Annotated in this window: 17 protein-coding genes and 2 pseudogenes; 3 read left to right on the plus strand and 16 right to left on the minus strand. The window is 69.9% G+C overall.

All coding sequences use genetic code 11. The annotated features are described in order from the left end of the window. Positions 1-22: 22 nt before the first annotated feature. The 14 genes and pseudogenes from IE180_RS01940 to IE180_RS02000 form a co-directional block, all read right to left on the minus strand. Positions 23-1,651 (minus strand): peptide ABC transporter substrate-binding protein, encoded by a 1,629-nt coding sequence (locus IE180_RS01940; protein WP_190154953.1) that lies wholly within the window; start codon positions 1,649-1,651, stop codon positions 23-25. A gap of 517 nt (positions 1,652-2,168) precedes the next feature. After that, positions 2,169-2,795, minus strand: a complete 627-nt coding sequence (locus IE180_RS37320; RefSeq protein ID WP_373302654.1) for a peptidoglycan-binding domain-containing protein — start codon at positions 2,793-2,795, stop codon at positions 2,169-2,171. 9 nt (positions 2,796-2,804) lie between these two features. Further along, positions 2,805-3,092: pseudogene (locus IE180_RS37325) on the minus strand (peptidoglycan-binding domain-containing protein); the annotation flags it as partial. A 23-nt stretch (positions 3,093-3,115) separates the two neighbouring features. Next, positions 3,116-4,120, minus strand: coding sequence for a penicillin-insensitive murein endopeptidase (locus IE180_RS01950; protein ID WP_190154954.1), 1,005 nt, complete (start codon positions 4,118-4,120; stop codon positions 3,116-3,118). 124 nt (positions 4,121-4,244) lie between these two features. Beyond that, complete coding sequence (locus IE180_RS01955) at positions 4,245-5,318, minus strand: peptidoglycan recognition protein family protein (protein WP_190154955.1); 1,074 nt, start codon at positions 5,316-5,318, stop codon at positions 4,245-4,247. 35 nt (positions 5,319-5,353) lie between these two features. Then, positions 5,354-5,776, minus strand: coding sequence for a DUF2690 domain-containing protein (locus IE180_RS01960; protein ID WP_190154956.1), 423 nt, complete (start codon positions 5,774-5,776; stop codon positions 5,354-5,356). 19 nt (positions 5,777-5,795) lie between these two features. Continuing rightward, positions 5,796-6,227 (minus strand): DUF2690 domain-containing protein, encoded by a 432-nt coding sequence (locus tag IE180_RS01965; protein WP_190154957.1) that lies wholly within the window; start codon positions 6,225-6,227, stop codon positions 5,796-5,798. Positions 6,228-6,250: 23 nt separating this feature from the next. Then, entirely contained in the window at positions 6,251-6,661 is a 411-nt protein-coding gene (locus IE180_RS01970) for a DUF2690 domain-containing protein (RefSeq protein ID WP_229860241.1), read from the minus strand. A gap of 30 nt (positions 6,662-6,691) precedes the next feature. Further along, positions 6,692-7,117: a DUF2690 domain-containing protein gene (locus IE180_RS01975; protein WP_190154958.1), complete on the minus strand. Its 426-nt coding sequence runs from the start codon at positions 7,115-7,117 to the stop codon at positions 6,692-6,694. A gap of 385 nt (positions 7,118-7,502) precedes the next feature. After that, the gene (locus tag IE180_RS01980) at positions 7,503-8,609 is read right to left on the minus strand and encodes an ABC transporter ATP-binding protein (protein ID WP_190154959.1); all 1,107 of its coding nucleotides are present in this window, start codon (positions 8,607-8,609) and stop codon (positions 7,503-7,505) included. After that, positions 8,602-9,657 carry an ABC transporter ATP-binding protein gene (locus IE180_RS01985; RefSeq protein WP_190154960.1) on the minus strand — a complete coding sequence of 352 codons (1,056 nt, stop codon included), beginning with the start codon at positions 9,655-9,657 and terminating at the stop codon, positions 8,602-8,604. The genes IE180_RS01980 and IE180_RS01985 overlap by 8 nt, the downstream gene beginning before the upstream one ends. Before the next feature lie 17 nt (positions 9,658-9,674). Then, complete coding sequence (locus IE180_RS01990) at positions 9,675-10,598, minus strand: ABC transporter permease (protein WP_190154961.1); 924 nt, start codon at positions 10,596-10,598, stop codon at positions 9,675-9,677. Positions 10,599-10,629: 31 nt separating this feature from the next. Further along, on the minus strand, positions 10,630-11,553 hold the full coding sequence (locus IE180_RS01995) for an ABC transporter permease (protein WP_229860242.1): 924 nt from the start codon (positions 11,551-11,553) through the stop codon (positions 10,630-10,632). A gap of 183 nt (positions 11,554-11,736) precedes the next feature. Beyond that, the gene (locus IE180_RS02000; protein ID WP_190154963.1) at positions 11,737-13,383 is read right to left on the minus strand and encodes a peptide ABC transporter substrate-binding protein; all 1,647 of its coding nucleotides are present in this window, start codon (positions 13,381-13,383) and stop codon (positions 11,737-11,739) included. 534 nt (positions 13,384-13,917) lie between these two features. On the opposite strand from IE180_RS02000, the gene IE180_RS02005 reads away from it, so the two are divergent. After that, positions 13,918-14,502 (plus strand): hypothetical protein, encoded by a 585-nt coding sequence (locus IE180_RS02005; RefSeq protein WP_190154964.1) that lies wholly within the window; start codon positions 13,918-13,920, stop codon positions 14,500-14,502. 88 nt (positions 14,503-14,590) lie between these two features. On the opposite strand, the gene typA is transcribed toward IE180_RS02005, so the two are convergent. Together typA and IE180_RS02015 are read right to left on the minus strand one after the other, a co-directional pair. Beyond that, positions 14,591-16,492 (minus strand): translational GTPase TypA, encoded by a 1,902-nt coding sequence (typA, locus tag IE180_RS02010; protein WP_190154965.1) that lies wholly within the window; start codon positions 16,490-16,492, stop codon positions 14,591-14,593. Positions 16,493-16,775: 283 nt separating this feature from the next. Continuing rightward, positions 16,776-19,157 (minus strand): ABC transporter family substrate-binding protein, encoded by a 2,382-nt coding sequence (locus IE180_RS02015; RefSeq protein WP_190154966.1) that lies wholly within the window; start codon positions 19,155-19,157, stop codon positions 16,776-16,778. Between the two features lie 200 nt (positions 19,158-19,357). Here IE180_RS02015 and IE180_RS02020 point away from each other — a divergent pair, with 200 nt between their 5' ends. Together IE180_RS02020 and IE180_RS36115 are read left to right on the plus strand one after the other, a co-directional pair. After that, positions 19,358-19,585, plus strand: coding sequence for an Rv0250c family protein (locus IE180_RS02020; RefSeq protein ID WP_190154967.1), 228 nt, complete (start codon positions 19,358-19,360; stop codon positions 19,583-19,585). A 16-nt stretch (positions 19,586-19,601) separates the two neighbouring features. After that, a pseudogene (locus IE180_RS36115) lies at positions 19,602-20,050 on the plus strand (succinate dehydrogenase/fumarate reductase iron-sulfur subunit); the annotation flags it as partial. Between the last annotated feature and the right edge of the window lie 14 nt (positions 20,051-20,064).

Genomic DNA, 20,064 nt, shown 5'->3' on the forward strand with positions numbered 1-20,064 from the left:
ACGCCGCCGAACTGCTACGGCGTCACTTGACCTTGATCTGGTCGTAGACGGGGACGCTGAAGGGGTTCAGGGAGACGTTCTCGACCCGGTCCGAGTAGCCGGCGCTGCCGTTCTGGTACCAGAGCGGGATGGCGCCCATGTCGCCCTTGAGGACCTCTTCGGCCTGCTGGAAGATCCCGACGGCCTTCGGGGCGTCGGTCTCGGCGTTGGCCTGGTCGACCAGCTTGTCGAACTTCGGGTTCGAGTACTTGCCGTCGTTGGAGGAGGCGTTCGTGTAGTACAGCGGCTGGAGGAAGTTCTGGATGAGCGGGTAGTCCATCTGCCAGCCGGCCCGGAACGGGCCCTTCATCTTCTGCGTGCTGACCTGGCTGCGGAAGTCGGCGAAGGTGCCGATCGGGTTGCCGACGCAGGCCTTGTTGTTGCCGAGCGCGTTGTTGATGGAGTTGCAGACGGCGTCCACCCACTCCTTGTGGGAGCCGGTGTCGGCGTTGTACGAGATCGTCATCGTGCCGCCGGGGATGCCGCCGCCCTCGGCGACCAGCTTCTTGGCCTCGGTGGGGTTGTACTTGCAGGCGTCGCCGCAGATGTCCTTGAAGCCGCCGGCCTCGCCGAGGACCGGGGACGTCCAGTCCTGGGCGGGGGTGCGGGTCTTCTGGAAGATCGTCTGGGTGATCTGGTCCCGGTTGATCGCCATGGACAGCCCCGTGCGGAGCTTCTCCTGCCCGGGCTTGTTCCAGGCGGGGTCGTAGAACGGGAAGGAGAGCGTCTGGATGATGCCGGCGGGGGTGTTGATGTAGCGGTCCCCGAGGTCGGCGGAGACGTTCTTGAGCTGCGAGGCGGGGATGTCGTCGACGAGGTCGAGGTTGCCGGCCGTGAGGTCGGTGTAGGCGGTGTTGTTGTCGGTGTAGACCTTGAGGGTGATGCCGCCGTTCTGGGCCTTGTCGGGGCCGGGGTAGGCGTCCCACTTCTTCAGGGCCATCTGGGAGCCCTTGGAGTAGGAGTCGATGGTGTACGGGCCGTTGCCGACCGGCTTGCTGAGCCAGCCGGCGTGGTCGCTGTAGAAGGACTGGGGCAGGGGGGAGAAGGCCGCGTACCCGAGGGTGTCGGGGAAGGTCGAGAACTTCTGGGTCAGCTTGACCGTGAAGGTCTGGTCGCCGGTCACCTTCAGCCCGGACATGGTCTCGGCGGTGGGCTGGCCCTTGTCGGGGTGGACCTTGTCGTAGCCCTCGATGTAGCCGAAGAAGTAGGAGTTCTTCTGGTTGTTCTTCAGGCTCGCGCCGTAGTTCCAGGCGTCGACGAAGGACTTCGCGGTGACCTTCTCGCCGTTGGAGAAGGTCCACCCGTTCTTGACCGTGATGGTGAAGTTCATCGAGTCGGTGGTCTCGATCTTCTCGGCGAGCATGTCCTTGGCCTCGCCGGTCTTCGGGTCGTACTGCTTGAGCCCGCGGAAGATCATGGACAGGACCTTGCCGCCCTGGACCTCGTTGGTGTTGGCGGGCTCCAGCGGGTTCTGCGGGTCGCCCCACGAGGAACTCACGATGCCGTCGGCCCCTCCGCCACCGCCGCCGCTGTCGCCGCCGCCACAGGCCGTCGCCGCGAGGGCGACGGCGGTGGCCAGTGCGGCCCACTTGGCGTGCGTGGCTCCGCGCATGGAGTGCCTCCCGTAACTTTTGCCGAGACTTAGGCCCCCATATCACCGCAACCCGGACAGGGCCGCATCTCGGCGACAGCTGTCCGGGGGGCGGGCGTCACGGCGGTCCGTCACGGCGACCGGCCAGGGCGGTGCGTCACGGCGACCGGTCACGGCGACCGGTCATGGCGGTCCGTCACGGCGTTCCGCCACGGCGACCGGTCGGGGCGACCGGTCGGGGCGGTCCGTCACGGCTGCACGGCACCGAACGGCGGGCACTCCCGCTCCCGGAAGCGCGGGATCGCGCCGCAGACCGTCACCTCCCGCCAGGGGCGGTCGGCCGCAGTGGGTCCCGGCGGTCGGCCGCAGCCGAGCCCCGGCCGTTCCGCGACGGCCCGCGTCCGGGCCGCGGGCCGCCCGTGCGCTCCGCCCGGGGCCCCGGAGCCGCACCCCTCCTCGTCGAACACGAGAACCCTCCCCGTTCGCGGAGTCGAAGCTCTCCGCGAACGGGGAGGGCGTCGCGTGGACGTGACGGATGTCAGTTGAGGAAGGTCACGTCCCAGTGGCTGCTCTCGCGGGCGTAGACGTTGCCCGAGGGCGCGGTGTAGAGGGCGGCGCCGTCGCCCCGGGTGCCGGAGTAGGTGAAGGTGCCGGTGATGTAGTTGCTCAGGCAGGTGGTCGGGCTGAAGTCCAGCTTGTAGCCGTTCCAGTGGGAGTACGTGCCGCTCGCGTGGCCCGTCTCCGTACCGCCCGTGATGTTCAGGGCGCAGTTGCTCGCGCGCTTCAGCGTCACGGCGCCGTCGGCGGACGCCTGGCGCAGGCCCTCGAAGGAGGTGCAGGCGCTGTTGTAGCGGTCCGAGCAGTTGCCGGAGGAGGACCAGGTGATGCCGGCCGACGTGAAGAGGGAGGCCGCCTGGGCCTGGGTCAGCAGGCCCCCGCCGCCGCCGGTGCCGCCGGAGGAGCCGGTGACCAGGGCGCGCCAGGTGTCGGGGCCGACGATGCCGTCCGCGTCGAGGCCGTGGGAGGACTGGAAGGAGCGGACCTTGGCGTCGGTGCCGTCGCCGAAGGCCCCGTCGACGGCGAGCCCGGCGCCGTACCGGTTGAGCTGCGTCTGGGCGGCCTTGACCGCGGAGCCGTTGTCGCCCTTGCGGACGGTGACGATCAGCTTGGACCAGGTGTCGGCGCCGACGACGCCGTCCGAGGACAGGCCGCTCGCGCTCTGGAAGGAACGGACCTTGGACTCGGTGCCGTCGCCGAAGACGCCGTCGGCGGAGGTGGCGTAGCCGCGGGCCGAGAGGAGGTGCTGGACGGTGGTCACCTGGGCGCCGGTGTTGCCGTTCTTGACCAGGGGCCAGTCGGCGGCGAGGGCGGGGGCGGCGCCCATCAGGCCGGCCACCAGGGTGGCGACCAGGGCGGCGAGCAGCGCGCCCGCGAGACCGGGCAGCCTTCTCGTACGGGTCATGGGGAACTCCTCGGACTGGCGGGTCAGCACTGGTAGTCGGCGTTCGGGTGAACGGCCTCGCAGTAGCGGATGTGGAGGTGGTTGTCGTGGTTGGGGTACTGCACGGTCAGCCCCTCGGCGATCAGCTGCGGGTCGTTGAAGAAGACGAGCTTCACGTGCCCGGGGGCCGCCGCGCGCAGGGCCTTGACCAGCTCGCGGGTGGCGGCGCGGTCGTAGCTCGCCGAGTCCCAGGTGATCCGGGAGCCGGTGCACTGCGCCGAGTCGGTGCGCACGGGCCAGAAGTCGGCGTCCATGCCGACCTGGTGGGTGGCGTGGCCGTAGATGGTGCCGCCGTGCTCGAAGGCGATGTCGCCGACGGGGACCTTGCCGCGGCCGAGGGCGGCGAAGGCGCGGGCGCCGGCCTCCAGCTGGCCGATGGCGGCGCCGGTGCCCCAGTCGGCGGAGGAGTTGCCGTCCGGGTTCTGGTTGCACATCGTGCCGGCGTTGTAGTCGGCGTACTCGTAGTGCCAGAGCAGGTTGGTCCAGGTCGCCGGGCCGACGACGCCGTCCGCGCCGAGACCGGCGTGGCTCTGGAAGGTGCGGACGGCCGAGGCGGTGCCGGGGCCGAAGGCGCCGTCGACGGTGAGGCCCGCGCCGCGCTTGGCGTTGAGCAGGTACTGGACGGCCTTCACGGCCTCGCCCTGGCTGCCCTCCCGGACGGTGACGGTCAGCGCGCCCCAGGTGTTCGGGCCGACGATGCCGTCCGAGCCGAGGCCGTGGGAGGACTGGAAGGAGCGGACGGCGGTGTCGGTGCCGGAGCCGAAGACGCCGTCGGCGGTGAGCTGCGCGCCCTGCCCGTTGAGCAGGTACTGGAGGGCGACGACGTCCGAGCCCCGGTTGCCCTTGCTCTGGGTGGGGACGAACGCGCCGGAGAAGGCGTGCGCGGGCGTGCCCAGGCCGATGAGCACGAGCAGCGCGGCGAGCGCGGCGGCGGCCGCGAGGGGGACGGCCCCGAGCGCGGGGCGGAACGACCGGGTGGTCGACGACATGACGGTGGGTTTCTCCTTGTGGGGTGGGGCCGGGCCGGATCCCCCGTCCGGGATCCCGGACGGTGGATCCGGGATCCCGGAGCGCGGAGGATCCGGGATCCCGGATCCGGGTCAGGGCTCGGTGTCAGGCCAGGAGACGGCTGAACGTGCGCGCGTCGGCCAGGCCGTCGGCAGACAGTCCGGCCGTGTTCTGGAAGGTGGCGACCGAGGCCAGCGTGCCGGGGCCGAAGACGCCGTCGACGCCCGTCGGGACGCCCTTGGCGGTGAGCAGGAGCTGGACGGCCTTGACGGCCTCGCCGGTGTCGCCCTGCCGTACGGGCACGGAGAGCTGGTGCCACGTCTGGTTGCCGGCGTAGCCGTCGGACGTCGCGGTTACGAGGGTCTGGAAGTCCCGTACGGCCTGCTCGGTCGCCGGACCGAAGCTTCCGTCCACGGTGATCGTGGCGCCGCGCCGGACGAGCAGGTGCTGGAGCGCGCGGACGCGGTCGCCGCCGTCGCCGCTGTGCAGCAGCGGCCACACCGGCGCCGTCGGGTCCCCGCCGATGCGGGCGGCGACGTCCCGCCGCAGCTGCGGGAGCATCGCGTACAGGCGGTCGCCGGGGCACTCGGTGGCGTTGAAGTCCCGGTGCCCGTAGATCTGGTAGGCGCGCAGCCCGTACTGGCGGCAGATGTACGCGCACAGCTCGACCAGCTTCGCGTACTGCTCGCCGCGCGGGTCGACCGTGAGGTAGGTGCCCTCGTTCTCGATGCCGATGGCGACGGTGTTCTGCCCGGTGCAGTGCGCCGACTCCACGGTCTGGGTGCCGCCCTGGAGCGCGGCCAGGCTGCTGTGCCGGCCCTCCAGGACGTACGCGCCGCGGGAGACGGTGAAGTGCTGGCCCGTGTCGATCCAGTGGCGGTCGTCCATCGCCCAGTTCTGCATCGACCGGGCGAGCTGGAAGGCCTGGGACTGCGAGTAGTCGGTCGTGTTGGGCGTGTCCGTGTGGTGGACGATGATCTTCACCGGCGGGGTCGGCAGGACCCGCACGGGACTGCTCGACGGACGGGCGCCCCACGCGGTGGTGTCCGCGATGGAGGGCCCGGTCGCGGCCTGCGCCTGGGCGGTCGCCCACAGGGGCAGCACGGTCGCGGCGCCGAGCGCGAGCCCGCCGGTGAGCAGGGAGCGGCGGCTGGGGGTCGGTTCGGTGACCGGGGTCATGATGGGAACGGTCCTCAACTCGGCGGCCCGGTACCTCAGTACCAGCCGGTGCAGTGGGTTTCGATGGTCGCGTAGGCGCGCGTCTCGCACGCCCGGGCGGAGACGTCCTTGTCGTTCACCATGGCGGTGTAGACGGTTCCGTGGCCGCCGTAGTGGACGCTCCGGGAGTCGCCCCGGCTGTTGGAGACCCGGATGTCGGTGTCGAAGGACGCCCCGGAGGTCTTGCGCGCCCAGGCCGCCCGGCAGGTGGGGCTGTAGCGCAGCTCCACCCCCCAGTCGCCGGTCCGCACGGTGCGGGCGTCGTTCTGGCAGACGGTCGTGGACGGGTCCAGGCCCGTGCAGGACGGCCCGTGGCAGGAGGTCGCGGCGGACGCCGGGGAGGACGCGAGCAGCAGGCCGGACGCGGCGAGCGCGAGGGCGGAACCGGCGGTCGCGAGCTTGCGGGCGAAGGAGTTCACGAGAACGCTCCCGCGCTTCCTAGTACGACGTCGTGCAGTTGAAGTAGCCGGAGCCGTCGTCCCGGTACTCACAGGCGTGGGACTTGATGTCCTTGTCGTTCACCATGGCGGTCCACACGGTGGCGCCGTTGCCGTAGTAGTGCGTCGAGTAGGCCCCGTTGCCGTCCTCGCGGCTCACGGTGACGTACTGGCCGTACGGGCCGCCGTCGGCGAGGCGCGCCCAGGCGGCCCGGCAGGTGGGGCTGTAACGCAGCTCCAGATTGCTCCAGCCCGAGATGCCGACGGTACGCGCGTCGTTCTGGCAGATGGTCGAGGCCGGGTCGAGGCCCTGGCAGCTCGACGCGTAGCAGGAGGTCGCGGCCGAGGCCGGGGACGACGCGAGCAACAGGCTGGACGCGGCGAGCGCGAGGGCCGAACCGGCGGTCGCGAGCTTGCGGGCGAACGGCTTCATGATGAAGGGCTCCTTGTCTCGGTCTAGTACCACGACGTGCAGGTCTCCCCGCCTTCGACGACGTGACCGCAGACCCGGTCGACGATGTCCTTGTCGTCGACCATCGCGGTCCAGACGGTGCCGCTGCCGCCGTAGTAGGCGGCCCGCTCCAGGCCCGTGCTGCTCTCCACCCAGATGGTCATCGCCATGCCGCCGCTCTGCCGCGCCCAGGCGGACCGGCAGGTGGGGCTGTAGCGCAGCTCGGTGCCCCGGCTCGACGTGGCGACCGTGCGGGCGTCGTTCTGGCAGACGGACGTGGACGGGTCCAGGCCCGTGCAGGACGGCCCGTAGCAGGAGGTCGCGGCGGAGGCCGGCGACGGGGTGAGGAGCAGACCGGACGCGGCGAGGGCGAGGGCCGAACCGGCGGTCGCGAGCTTGCGGGTGAGGGTGTTCACGAAGAGGTCTCCCCTTTCCGGTGCGGGGACCTAGTACCAGCCCGTGCAGCCCCAGTCGGCCTCGGAGACACGACCGCAGGCCCGCGCGTAGAGGCCCGCGTCGTTGATCATCCGCGTCCAGACGGTGGCCCCGTTGCCGTAGTACGGCGTCTCGAACTTCATGGTCGAGTCCTTGCGCTCGACCGAGACCTTGAAGGAGAAGGCCGCGCCCATGCTGTACCGCGCCCAGGCGGCCCGGCAGGTGGGGCTGTAGCGCAGCTCCACGCCCGGGTAGTAGCTGTCCATGACGGTGCGCGCGTCGTTCTGGCAGATGGTCGTGGACGGGTCCAGGCCCTCGCAGGTGGAGGCGTAGCAGGACGTCGCGGCCGAGGCCGGCGACGAGGCGAGGAGGAGGCTCGATCCGGCCATCGCGAGGGCCGAGCCGACGGTGGCGAACTTTCTGGTGAGCGCGTTCATGGTGACCCCTGGTCCTGAAGTGGTGTGCGGTGGGCGGCGGTTGGCTGCGCCGCGGCACACGCTGCCAGTCCCGCCGCCCGTCCTGGCCGTCCCGGCGGACCGGGTCCGTCCCGGGCGCCGGCCCGGTGGGACGGGGCGCCGTCGACGGTCGAGGCAGGGGCGTCGGCGGGCGGCGACGTCCCGCAGGGGTCACGGGACGGGCCGGGGGACGCGGGACGGGAACGGGACGCCCGCACGCCCGTCCCGTGGGACGTTCCCGCCCCCGGCGGCGTCGCGCGGGACGGAGGCGGGGGCGGGGAACGCCGAGAGGCCCCCGGCACACCCTTGCGGGTGGCCGGGGGCCTCTCGGTTCCGGACGGACCGGATCAGACGGCGTGCCGGTGCGTCAGTGCACCGGGACGATCTGCTTCTCCTCGGCGAAGTGGCACGCCGAGGAGTGGGCGGCCGGGGTGTCCTGGCCCTTGAAGCGCTCCGGGACCGCGAGGACCGGAGCCTCCTGCGAGCACTTCTCCTGCGCCTTCCAGCAGCGGGTGCGGAAGCTGCAGCCCGACGGCGGGTTGGCCGGCGAGGGGACGTCACCGGTGAGGATGATCCGCTCGCGGTTCGCGCGGGCCTCCGGGTCCGGCACCGGCACCGCGGAGAGCAGCGCCTGGGTGTACGGGTGCGTCGGGTGCTCGTAGATCTGCTCGTCCGTACCGATCTCGGCCATCTTGCCGAGGTACATGACGCCGACGCGGTCGGAGATGTGCCGGACGATCGACAGGTCGTGCGCGATGAAGATGTAGGAGAGGTTGAACTCGTCCTGCAGCTTCCCCATCAGGTTGATGACCTGCGCCTGGACGGAGACGTCCAGGGCCGAGACCGGCTCGTCGCAGATGATGATCTCCGGGTTGAGCGCGAGGCCGCGGGCGATGCCGATGCGCTGGCGCTGGCCGCCGGAGAACTGGTGCGGGTACCGGTTGATGTACTCCGGGTTCAGACCGACGACGTCGAGCAGCTCCTGCACCTTGCGGCGCCGGTCGCCCTTCGGGGCCACCTCGGGGTGGATGTCGAAGGGCTCGCCGATGATGTCGCCGACCGTCATGCGCGGGTTCAGCGAGGTGTACGGGTCCTGGAACACCATCTGGATGTTGCGGCGGACGGCCTTCAGGGCGCGCCCGGACAGCTTGGTGATGTCCTGGCCCTTGTAGAAGACCTCGCCGGCGGTGGCGGTCTCCAGCAGCATCAGCAGCTTGGCGACGGTGGACTTGCCGCAGCCGGACTCGCCGACGATGCCGAGGGTCTCGCCCTGGTGCAGGTCGAAGGAGACGCCGTCGACGGCCTTGACCGCGCCGACCTGCTTCTTGAAGAGGATGCCCTGGGTCAGCGGGAAGTGCTTGACCAGGTTGCGGACCTGGAGGATCGGCTCCCCCCGGTCGACCTTCCGCTCGATGGCGGCCTCGACCGCGGTCACGTCCACGGCGGCCTCGTCCTTCTTGATGGGCTCAGCCATGGATCTGCTCCTTCCAGAAATGGCAGGCGCTGACACGGCCGACCAGCTCGGTGCCGTCCTGCTCGCTCACCGGCACGAGGGGCGGCAGCTCGGTACGGCAGATGTCCTGCGCCTTGGGGCAGCGCGGGCTGAAGGCGCAGCCCGTCGGCGGCTTCAGCAGGTTGGGCGGCAGGCCCTTGATCGCGTAGAGCTCCTGCCCCTTCTGGTCGAGGCGCGGGATCGAGTCCAGCAGACCGCGGGTGTACGGGTGCGCCGGGCGCTTGTACAGCTCGTGGACCGGGGCCTGCTCGACGATCCGGCCCGCGTACATGACCGCGATCTTGTCCGCGACGTCGGCGACGACGCCGAGGTCGTGGGTGATCAGGATCAGGCCCATGTGGTACTCGGCCTGGAGCTCCGCCAGCAGGTCCATGACCTGCGCCTGGACGGTCACGTCGAGGGCGGTGGTGGGCTCGTCCGCGATGATCAGGTCCGGCTCCAGGGCCAGGGCCATCGCGATCATGATGCGCTGGCGCATGCCGCCGGAGAACTGGTGCGGGTAGTCGCCGACCCTGCTCCTGGCGGCCGGGATCTTCACCCGGTCCATCAGCTCGATGGCCTTGGCCTTCGCGTCCTTCTTGGACATGCCCTGGTGGACGCGGAACATCTCGCCGAGCTGGTTGCCGACGGAGAAGACCGGGTTCAGCGCGGAGAGCGCGTCCTGGAAGATCATCGCCATCTTGGGGCCGCGCAGCTTGCGCCGCTCGGCCTCCGGGAGCTGGAGGATGTCCTGCCCCTTGAAGAGGATCTCGCCCTTGGCGACCCGCCCGGGGGGCGAGTCGAGGATGCCCATGATCGCCTGGGCGGTCACGGACTTGCCGGAGCCGGACTCGCCGAGGACGGCGAGGGTCTCGCCGGCCTTGACGCTGTAGTTGACGCCGTTGACCGCCTTGACGATGCCCTCGCGGGTCTTGAACTCGACGTGCAGGTCGCGCACTTCGAGCACAGGCGTCTCGCCGTCCGTGCCGCGCTGTGCGGGCACGTCAGCGGTGACGTGGGAAGTAGTCATGGTGTGGTGCCGCCCTCTCAGCGCAGCTTCGGGTCAAGGGCGTCACGCAGCCCGTCGCCGACGAAAACGAAACCAAGGACCGTCAGGACGATCGCGATGGACGGGTAGACCCACAGGTAGTCCTTGACCCCGAGGAAGTCACGGCCGGCGGAGAGCATGTTGCCCCACTCCGCGACCTCCGGGCTGACGCCTACGCCCAGGAAGGACAGGGCGGCCTCGGCCACGATCGCGCTGCCGACGCTGAAGGCGGCGTAGGCCATGACGGCGGCGATCGAGTTGGGGATGATGTGGCGGACGATGATCCGGGTGGTGCCGGCGCCGAGGGCACGGGCAGCCAGCACGTAGTCCGCCTCGCGGACCGACAGGATCGAGCTGCGCAGCAGCCGGGAGACCGTCGGCCAGGAGAAGACCGCCAGCGAGATGACCACCGGGGCGACGCCGCGGCCCATCACGATGATGATGACGATGGCGCCGATCAGCAGCGGGAAGGCGAAGAACACGTCGGCGACGCGCATCAGCACCGAGTCGATGGCCTTGCCGAAGTAACCGGCCAGGGCGCCGATGACGACACCGATCAGGCACGCCAGGAAGATCGAGGCGAGACCGATGATGACGGCGATCCGGGCGCCGTAGATGATGCGGGACAGCTGGTCGCGGCCGAGGGCGTCGGTGCCCAGCAGGTGCTCCCCGCCCGGGGAGGCGAGCGTGTTCGCGAGGTCCTGGTGGAGCGGGTCGTACGGGGCGAGCAGCGGCGCGAACGCGGCCGCGAAGAGGAGCAGGCCGACGATGATCAGGCCGACGACCGCCAGCCTGTTGGCCATGAAGCGGTGGCGGATCTCGCCCCACTGCGTGATCCGCTTGATCGCGGGCTCGGCCTCGGCAGGCACGGCCGCCGTTTGAGCGGTCCCCGCCCCCGCGTCGCTCTTGGTGAGCTCGGTCATGGGTGTGACTCCTAGAAGGGGCTGCCTGGGATCAGGCGAGACGGATACGCGGGTCGAGAACCGCGTACAACAGGTCGACGATCAGGTTGAGCAGAACGAACACGGCGACGCCGAAGGTCACCACGCCGATGATGATCGGGTTGTTCTGCTGCTGGACCGCCTGGACAAGGGCGAGGCCGATGCCGTCCCAGTTGAAGATCGCCTCGGTGATCAGGGCGCCGCCCAGGAGCGTGCCGAAGGAGATACCCAGGTACGTGACCACAGGGATGATCGAGTTGCGCATGACGTGCTTGAGGAGCACGGTCCGACGGGGCAGCCCCTTGGCGACCGCCGTCTTGACGTAGTCGGCCCGCAGCACTTCGAGCATGGTGCCGCGCATGAGCCTGGCGACCAGGGCCGCGTCGAGGATGGCCAGCGTGAAGGCGGGCAGGATCATGGAGTTGAGCGTGCCGTCGGAGATCAGCGGGAACAGGCCCAGGTCCACGACGAAGAACTTCTGCAGCACCATGCCGATGACGAACGACGGGAAGCCGACCGCGAACGTGGTGAGCAGCGTGATCAACACGTCCCAGAACGAGTACCGGAACAGCGCCGCGATCAGGCCGGCCAGCACACCGATCACGATGTCGATGATGATGGCCGCGATGGCGAGCTTGGCGGTGTTCACCAGCTTCGGCTGCAGGATCTCCGTCACCGGACGGCGCTGGGTGAAGTCCTCACCGAGGTCGCCCTGCGCCAGGTTCTTGACGAAGTTCCCGTACTGGACCGGGAGGGGGTCGTTCAGACCGTAGCGTTCTCTGAGTTCCGCCACCACGGCCGGGTCGCGGGCCTTGTCGCCACCGAGGGAACCGACGGGGTCGCCGGGCAGGATGAACAAGGTGCAGAAGAGAACGACGGTCGCACCGAAGAGGACGACGATCATCTGCCCGAGTCGGCGGATCACATATCTGCCCACGATGCCTCCTTCACATACTGAGCGTGGGGATGGGCGGCCGCGTCGTCCGATCGGGAGAGCGGGCCGCATCCGGGCGCCTGAGGAACCGAAGACAGGGGCGCGCCGGGACTCGGCGAAGGCCGTGGGGGGGAGAAGAAGTGACTCCGCCCCCACGGCCTTCGCCTACCTGCCAAGAGGAGGCTCTTACTTCTTGAGCGAGATCTCCGCGAGGGTCGGGTCCTCGAAGAAGTCCATCTTGATGCCGTCGAACTTCTTGGTGTTCACCAGGCGGTACTGCGTGCGCTGCCACAGCGGGACGACGGCCTGGTCGGTGTCGATCGCCAGCTTCTCGGCCTGCTTGTAGAGCTCGGCGCGCTTGGCGGCGTCCTTCTCCTGGCGGGCCTGGTCGAGCAGCTCGTCGAACTTCGGGTTCGAGTAGCGGCTGCGGTTGTCGCCCTGCGCCTTGCCGGTCGCCGGGTCCTCACCGATGCCCGCGGTGCTCAGCAGCGGGGCGAGGAAGTTGTCCGCGGTCGGGTAGTCGGCGGTCCACGCCGAACGCCACAGACCGGAGGTCTTCTTCTCCTGCTGGGTGGCCAGGGCCTCCTTGAACGGCTTGCCGTCCAGCTTGACCTCGACGCCGAGGACGTCCTTCAGCTGCTGCGCGACGGCCTGGACCCACTCCTCGTGGCCCGCACCGGTGTTGTAGCCGAAGTTGACGACGGTGCCCGGCTTCAGACCGCCCTTGGCGGCGAACTCCTTGGCCTTGGCCTTGTCCTGCTTGACGCAGGTGGAGCAGACACCGGCCTGGTACTCGGCGGAGAAGGACGGCGGCAGGAAGGCCGTGGCCGGCTTCTGCATGCCCTGGAAGACGGACTTGGCGATGGCCTCGCGGTCGATCGCGTAGGAGATCGCCTTGCGCGCGTCCGGGTTGTTGAACGGCGCGTTCTGGTTGAAGACGACCAGGTAGTTGATGCCGGAGAAGTCGGCCGAGTACCACTCGCCCTGCGGCTCGAACTTGGCCTTGGCCACCGGCAGCTGCGGCGTGGGCATACGGGCGTAGTCGAACTCGCCCGACTGGAAGCCGGTGTACTCCAGCTGGGAACCGTTGGCCGGGTTCAGGATCTTGAACTCGACGCCGTCCAGCTTGGCCTTCTCCAGGCCGTAGTCGTCGTTGCGGACGAGGCTGATCGACTGGTTGTGGTTCCAGCTGCCCTTCATCTTGAAGGCGCCGTTGCCGATCGGGGCGTCGTTGAACTTCTTGTTGTCACCGGCGCCGGCGACCTTCGGGACCGGGCTGAAGGCCGCGTGGGCGGTCTTCTTGTCGAACTCGAAGTCGGCCTTGTCCAGCTCGACCTTCAGGGTGTTGGCGTCCGGGGCCGACAGGCCGGCGAACTTGTCCGACTTGCCGCCCTTCAGGGCGTCGTAGCCCTTGATGCCGGCCATGTGGTACGAGACGTCGGAGGCCGAGGCCTTGGCGGCGACGCGGGTCCAGCCGCGGATGAACGCCTCGGCGTCGACGACCTCACCGTTGGTGAACTTGGTGCCGGACTTGATCTTGAAGATCCAGGTCTTGCCGTCCGCGGACGTGCCGGACTCGGCGAGCTTCGGGATGAGCTTGCCGTCGACGGAAACGTCGTAGAGCTGGGTGAACAGGGCGCGGGCGATGACCATGCCCTCGGACTCCTGGGCGTTCACCGGGTCGATGGCGGTGGGCTCGGTGATGCCCATGCGGAACACTCCGCCACCCTTGGCATCGCTGCCCTTGTTGTCGTTGCCCCCGCCACAGGCGGTCGCTGCCAGGGCGACGACGATCGCGCCCACTACCCACTTGGCGCTCTTGGCACCGCGCATGGGTTCCTCCTCATGAGTCCACTTGTCACTACAAGAGGGGCACTTCAAGAGGTTCACCGGCACCCCTGCCGGTGATGACTCACGTACCCCGAGTGTGCTCGTGAGTCGACACTCCCCACAGTGCGTGACCCATTGACCCGAGCTCAATGGAGCCAACTATTAAGTACGTCAGAGCTGTAAACCACAGTTAAGTGGTCTCGTTTTGACAACATCAAGAGGGCCGCCAAGACCGAAATCCGGACAAAGCGATCCCAGACAGACACCCCCGAAACGGACCGTTAACACACACTCCGGAGAGCGACGTCCGGAAATCGGACATCTCGCAGCGATAAGAGCTTGACTCGGCCGGATCCGCGGTGCAGCCCGTCCGCACGGCACCGGGAAACGGAACCCGCCCCTCAAGTCCCCTGTCATGCTCAGAAGTTACTCAAATCCCTTCTCTCCCGCAGCCGTGGCCCGCAAGACTCCTGGTCGTCCCGCTGACCGCGGGCCGCGTTCGCCGCACTGACCATGCGGCACAACGGAGGGGAACCCATGCGCGACAAGCTCACGGCAGGACTCATGACCACCTGCCTCTCGGCGGCCACTCTGGCGCTGCTGCCCGCCGGCAACGCACAGGCCGCGGAGATGATGTGCAACCCGGGGTCCGTGAAGTACACCTGGTCCACGGTGAGCAAGACCCCGACCATCACTCACCGCAGGGCCATCGAGCACTACACCGGCGGCACGATCACCAAGACCGTCAGCGCGCAGGTCGTCACCACCCTCACGGCCTCCGTCACCGCCACCGCGGGCGCCGAGGTCAGCGGCAACGTCGCCCTGGTCAGCCTCGGCGGAAAGGTGGGCCTCGAGCTCAAGGCCGAGGGCTCGCGGACCAACACCCGGACCGAGTCCATCACCCACCGCCTGACCCAGCGCGGCAAGTACGTCCTGTACGCGGGCACGACCAGGACCCAGGGCTACTACACCCAGTTCCGCTGCGACCGCGGCACCCGCTGGGTGAACACGGGCAACTACGGCAAGGCCGTCAGCTTCACCGTCACCACCGAGGGCGGTCTGCGCTGCGGCACCTCCGTCCCGGCCGGCAGCCTCGCCTCGTACGCCAAGCGGTACTGCTGACCCGGCCGACCCCGGGGACGCGCACCGTCCACAACGCCGCACGCCCGACCGGGAGACCCCGGTCGGGCGTGCGGTGCGTTCGGCAGGCTCAGCCGTTCTTGGCGCGGGAGGCGGTACGACCGCGCTCCTTCTGGTCCAGGACGACCTTGCGGATGCGCACGGCCTCCGGGGTGACCTCGACGCACTCGTCGTCGCGGCAGAACTCCAGCGACTGCTCCAGCGAGAGCTTGCGCGGCGGGACGATCGCCTCGAAGGAGTCGGCGGAGGAGGAGCGCATGTTGGTGAGCTTCTTCTCCTTGGTGATGTTCACGTCCATGTCGTCGGAGCGGGAGTTCTCGCCGACGATCATGCCCTCGTAGACCTCGGTGCCCGGGTCCACGAAGAGGACGCCGCGCTCCTGGAGGTTGGTCATCGCGAAGGCGGTGACCGCACCCGCGCGGTCGGCGACCAGCGAGCCGTTGTTACGGGTCGTCAGGGTGCCGAACCACGGCTCGTGGCCCTCGTGGATCGAGTGGGCGATGCCCGTGCCGCGGGTGTTGGTGAGGAACTCCGTACGGAAGCCGATGAGGCCGCGGGACGGAACGACGAACTCCATGCGGACCCAGCCGGAGCCGTGGTTCGACATGTTGTCCATGCGGCCCTTGCGGACGCCCATGAGCTGCGTGACCGCGCCCATGTGCTCCTCGGGGACGTCGACCGTGAGGCGCTCGACGGGCTCGTGGATCTTGCCGTCGACCTCCTTGGTGACGACCTGCGGCTTGCCGATGGTGAGCTCGAAGCCCTCGCGGCGCATCTGCTCGACCAGGATGGCGAGCGCGAGCTCACCACGGCCCTGGACCTCCCAGGCGTCCGGGCGCTCGGTGTCGAGGACGCGGAGCGAGACGTTGCCGATGAGCTCGCGGTCCAGGCGGTCCTTCACCTGGCGGGCGGTGACCTTGCGGTCCTTCACGGCCGCCTTCGCGTCGGCGCCCTTGCCGGTGCCGCCGCGGCCGACGAGCGGCGAGGTGTTGGTGCCGATGGTCATGGAGATGGCCGGCTGGTCGACCGTGATCAGCGGCAGCGCGATCGGGTTCTCCGGGTCGGCCAGGGTCTCGCCGATCATGATGTCGGGGATGCCGGCGACGGCGCAGATGTCACCGGGGCCGGCGACCTCGGCCGGCTTGCGGGTGAGCGCCTCGGTCATCATCAGCTCGGTGATGCGGACGTTGGAGATCGTGCCGTCCCGCTTGATCCACGCGACCGTCTGGCCCTTGCGCAGCTCGCCCTGCTCGACGCGGAGCAGCGCGATGCGGCCGAGGAAGTTGTCGGCGTCGAGGTTGGTGACGTGGGCCTGGAGCGGCGCCTCCTCGTCGTACGACGGGGCCGGGACGTGCTCCAGGATGGTGGAGAAGAACGGCTCCAGGCTGTCGGAGTCCTGCGGGACCGTGCCGTCCGCGGGCTTGGTCAGCGAGGCGATGCCGTCGCGGCCGCAGGCGTAGACGATCGGGAACTCGATCTGGTCCTCGTCCGCGTCCAGGTCGAGGAAGAGGTCGTAGGTCTCGTTGACGACCTCGTCGATCCGGGAGTCCGGGCGGTCCGTCTTGTTGATGCAGAGGATGACGGGCTTGCGCTGCTGGAGGGCCTTGCGCAGCACGAAACGGGTCTGCGGGAGCGGACCCTCGGAGGCGTCCACCAGGAGGACGACCGCGTCCACCATCGACAGGCCGCGCTCGACCTCGCCACCGAAGTCGGCGTGGCCGGGGGTGTCGATGATGTTGATGGTGATCGGGGCCCCGCCGTCCTTGGGGTGGTACTTCACCGCCGTGTTCTTGGCGAGGATCGTGATGCCCTTCTCACGCTCCAGGTCGTTCGAGTCCATCATGCGGTCGTCGAGCTGCTGGTGGGCGGCGAAGGCACCGGCCTGCTTGAGCATGGCGTCGACGATGGTCGTCTTGCCGTGGTCGACGTGGGCGACGATGGCGACGTTACGGATGTCGTGGCGCGTGGGCATGGGTGCTTGCGCTTCTCTCGGATCGTGGGATGCGGCGTCAGTTCCTCTTACGCCCGCCGGGCGGACGCGCCACGGCTAAGTCCCATGGTACGGGGCTGCCGTGCAAGGGGCTTCCCCGGCTGAGATCCGAGTGGTAGTCCTGAGGGTTTTCAAGGGTGTGGGGGGCCGTGCGGGGAGGTTGTGCGACCGGGTCAAAGGGTCGACGCGATCCTGCCCGCCGGGATCACCGGCGGGCAAGGAACTTGAGCAGCTTCTGAGATTGTGACCAGCGGTTTCGGAGGTTTCAGCGGTTTCGTTCGGCGCCGCCGGAGGAGGCGGGCTTCTTGAAGCCGATGTCCTGGTAGCGGGGAGTGGCGAGCCCCCAGGCCCCGGCGTTCACGAGATCGGCCCTGGCGGCGACGAGCTGCGGACGCTGGTAGAGGGGAATGGATCCGGCCGCGGCCCAGATCCGGGCGTCGGCCTGGCGCACCAGCTCGCGGGCCTCCTCCTCGTCGAGCGTCCCCGCCGCCTGGTCGAACAGTTGGTCGATGCGGTCGGTGCCGACCCGGGAGTAGTTCTGCTCGACGAGGAGCGAACCGTCCGAGGCCGGCTCGGGCTTGGCGAAGATCGGGCGGGCGTCGGTGGCCGGGAAGGCGGAGGCCGGCCAGGAGTAGAGGGCCAGGTCGTAGTCGCCCGAGGCCACGTGGTCCTTGAAGAAGCTCTCGTCGGAGACCTTGGTGACCTCGGTGCGGATCCCGACCGCGTCGAGCATCCGGACGATCCGGTCCCCGACCGCCCGCAGCGACTCGGATCCGGGCCCGGACGGCAGGACGAAACGGAGGCTGAGGGCCTTGCCGTCCTTGCCGAGCGCCTTGGCGGCGTCGGGGGCGGTCACGGGGGCGGCGGTGCCACGCGGGGCGTAGGCGCCGGCCATGCCGTGGTCCGGCCCGGCGGCGCGCGCGCCGGCGCCGGTCCCGGTGTCGAGGGCCTCGGCGCGGGCGAGGAGCGCGGCGCTCCGGCGGGCGGCGTCGGAGGCCGGGGCGAGGGTGCCGGTGCCGTTCCCGGGGCCGTTCGCGCCGACGACGGGGGCGGCCCGGCGGTCGCCGGGCTTGTCGTCTCCGACGATGTAGAGGCCCTCGTCGGAGGCGGTGTCGTCGTTCCTCTTCTTGGCGTCGGTGGCGCCCTCGTCCTTCTCCTTCTCCCTCTTCTCCTTCTCCTTCTCCTTCTTCTTCCCGGCCTCCTCCTCCGACTCGCTGCCCGCCTTGGTGCCGGCGGGCTTCCGGAGCGCGCCGCCCGGGACCCAGCCCGCGTCGGCGAGGAGCGCCTGCGCCTCCTTGGTGTCCTGCTCGCCGAGGGCGTCGCTGCTGTCCGCGTACGCCGCCTGGCCCGCGAGGGCGAGGTGGCTGCCGGGGGGCTTGGCGGGGAGACCGAGCGGCTTCAGTACGGATTCGGCCAGTTCCTGGCGGTTGATGGCGCGGGCCACCGCGCGCCGGACCCGCTCGTCGGCCAGCGGGCCGGACTCGCCGTTCAGCGAGAGCTGGGTGTAGGCGGGCTCCAGGGACTTGCGGACCACGTACTTCGCCAGGGCGTCCTGGGCGCGCGCGTACCGGTCGACCGCCTCCTGGTTCTTCTTGCGGGCGGCCTTGACCTCCGCCGCCTTCTCGTCGTCGGAGCCGTGGGCGAGGGCCCAGGACCGCAAAGCCTTGGAGGGGGTGATCGCGGCGCCGGGACCGTGGGCGGGGGCGGCCTGGGCGCCGTTCCGGCCGGTGCGGGCGTCCCGGAGGGCGAGGGAGATCCGCTCGGCGGTGGACCGGTCGATCTCGGCCAGGTCGAGGCCGCCCGCGGCGAGCGCGTCGGCCCGGTCCGCGCGGGGGACGGCCTTCAGGACGAGGCTGTCGAGCTTGGCCTGCTGCCCCCACCAGCGGGGGTTGCGGGTGAGGGTGACGTCGCCGCCCTTCCGGTCGATCCCCTTGAGCAGGAACGGTCCTGCGGTGGCCTTGAGGGTGGTGCGCGCCCCGTCGTTGAAGGAGTTCGGAGAGCCCATCACCTGCTTGGGGTAGAGGGGCGTGAAGAGGGACTGCCAGTCGGCGTAGGGCTTGGCGAAGGTGACCCGCACCTCCAGGTCGTTCTTGCCCCGCTCGATCTTCTCGATCCGCTCGTAGCCGGAGTTGCGGGCGGTCCAGTACGCGGTGTCGCGGCCGCTCAGCGCGCGCCACTGGGCCACGAAGTCCGGGGCGCCGATCTCGCGGCCGTCGCTCCACACCGCCTGCTGGTTGAGTTTGTAGAGGACGACCTGCTTGGGCTCGGTCTCGATGACCTGCGCGGACTCCAGGTAGTCGGGGTCGATCCGCGGGCGGCCGCGCTCGTCGAGCGTGTACAGGGAGGGGAGCACGGCTCCGGCGATGCGCGAGGTGGTGCCGTCGGCGTCGGCCTGGAAGGCGTTGAGCGTGGTGGGCAGCGCGTCGACCGCCCAGCGGAGGGTGCCGCCGTCGGCGACCCGGTCGCGTGCCGCGGGCGCGTTGTCCTGGGCCGCGACGGGTGCCTCGTCGGCCTCGTCGCCGGAGCTGCAGCCGGCGAGGACGGTGACGGCGAGGACCGCGCTGGTCAGGGTCGCGACGGAGCGGAGCGTGCGGGAGCGGGGGCTCCTGGAGCATGTCCTCCCGCGAGGGGCGCCGATCTGGGACATGACTTGTACCCCTTCGTCCAGATTTATTCCATTTGGAGATGATCAGACCTATTGCTCATACACTGAAAAGGACGGACCGGATTCGGCCACGGCGACACGGCGGCGCGACCGGCAAACCCCACTCGTGCGGCCCAACCACCCGGGCACACGACTTCCCGAGCGGAATGTGACGCGCGGCACTCACGAAGGTGAGGGCAACCATGTCCGTTCAGGACGATCTGGCGGCCGTCAAGCGCCGCCTGCAGGACCTGGAACACACGGTCGAAGAGCTGGAACGCCGCATCGGGACCGGGCAGGTCGCGCCTCCCGCGCCCGCCTCCGGCCGCACCGCGAGCATGGTGACCGTCCCCGACGCCCCGTACGACTCCGGACAGTGGACCGACGTCGACGACGAGGGCCTGGGAGCACGCGACCGCCACGCGCCGTAGAGCCGGGGAGGCCCTGGTCTCCCTCCCCTACGCGAAGGCCCGGGAGGTCCCCGCGTTCGTCCCGCCCGCCGGGCTCGGCCCCGGTGAGTACCGGAGGGAACAGGAGGACGTCGACCGCTCGCAGGAGGTCCGGAAGCGCATCGGGTGCTTCCCGTGCCAGGACACCCGTCATGTGGTGCGGGACCACGAGGAGAACAAGGAGGCCTTCGCCGGGCCCCGCTTCCTCATGCGGATCGCGGGGCTCGACACGCCCCCCCGGACGCGGCGGAGGAGGCCGGGCCCGACCGGCGGCGGGCCGCGCGGGAGGAGCACGGCCTCGGCCACTGCACCACCACCACGTGCTGCACCGAGGCCTGCCCGGAGTCCGTCCGGATCACCGGCAACGCCCCGAGCCCGCTCAAGGAGCGGATCGTGGACCGGAAGTACGACCCGCTGGTCCGGCTCGGGAGGACGATCGGGCGGCGGGAGGGCCGAGGCCC

Origin of the sequence: Streptomyces litmocidini (assembly GCF_014649755.1) — a bacterium.
GTDB lineage: Bacteria > Actinomycetota > Actinomycetes > Streptomycetales > Streptomycetaceae > Streptomyces > Streptomyces litmocidini.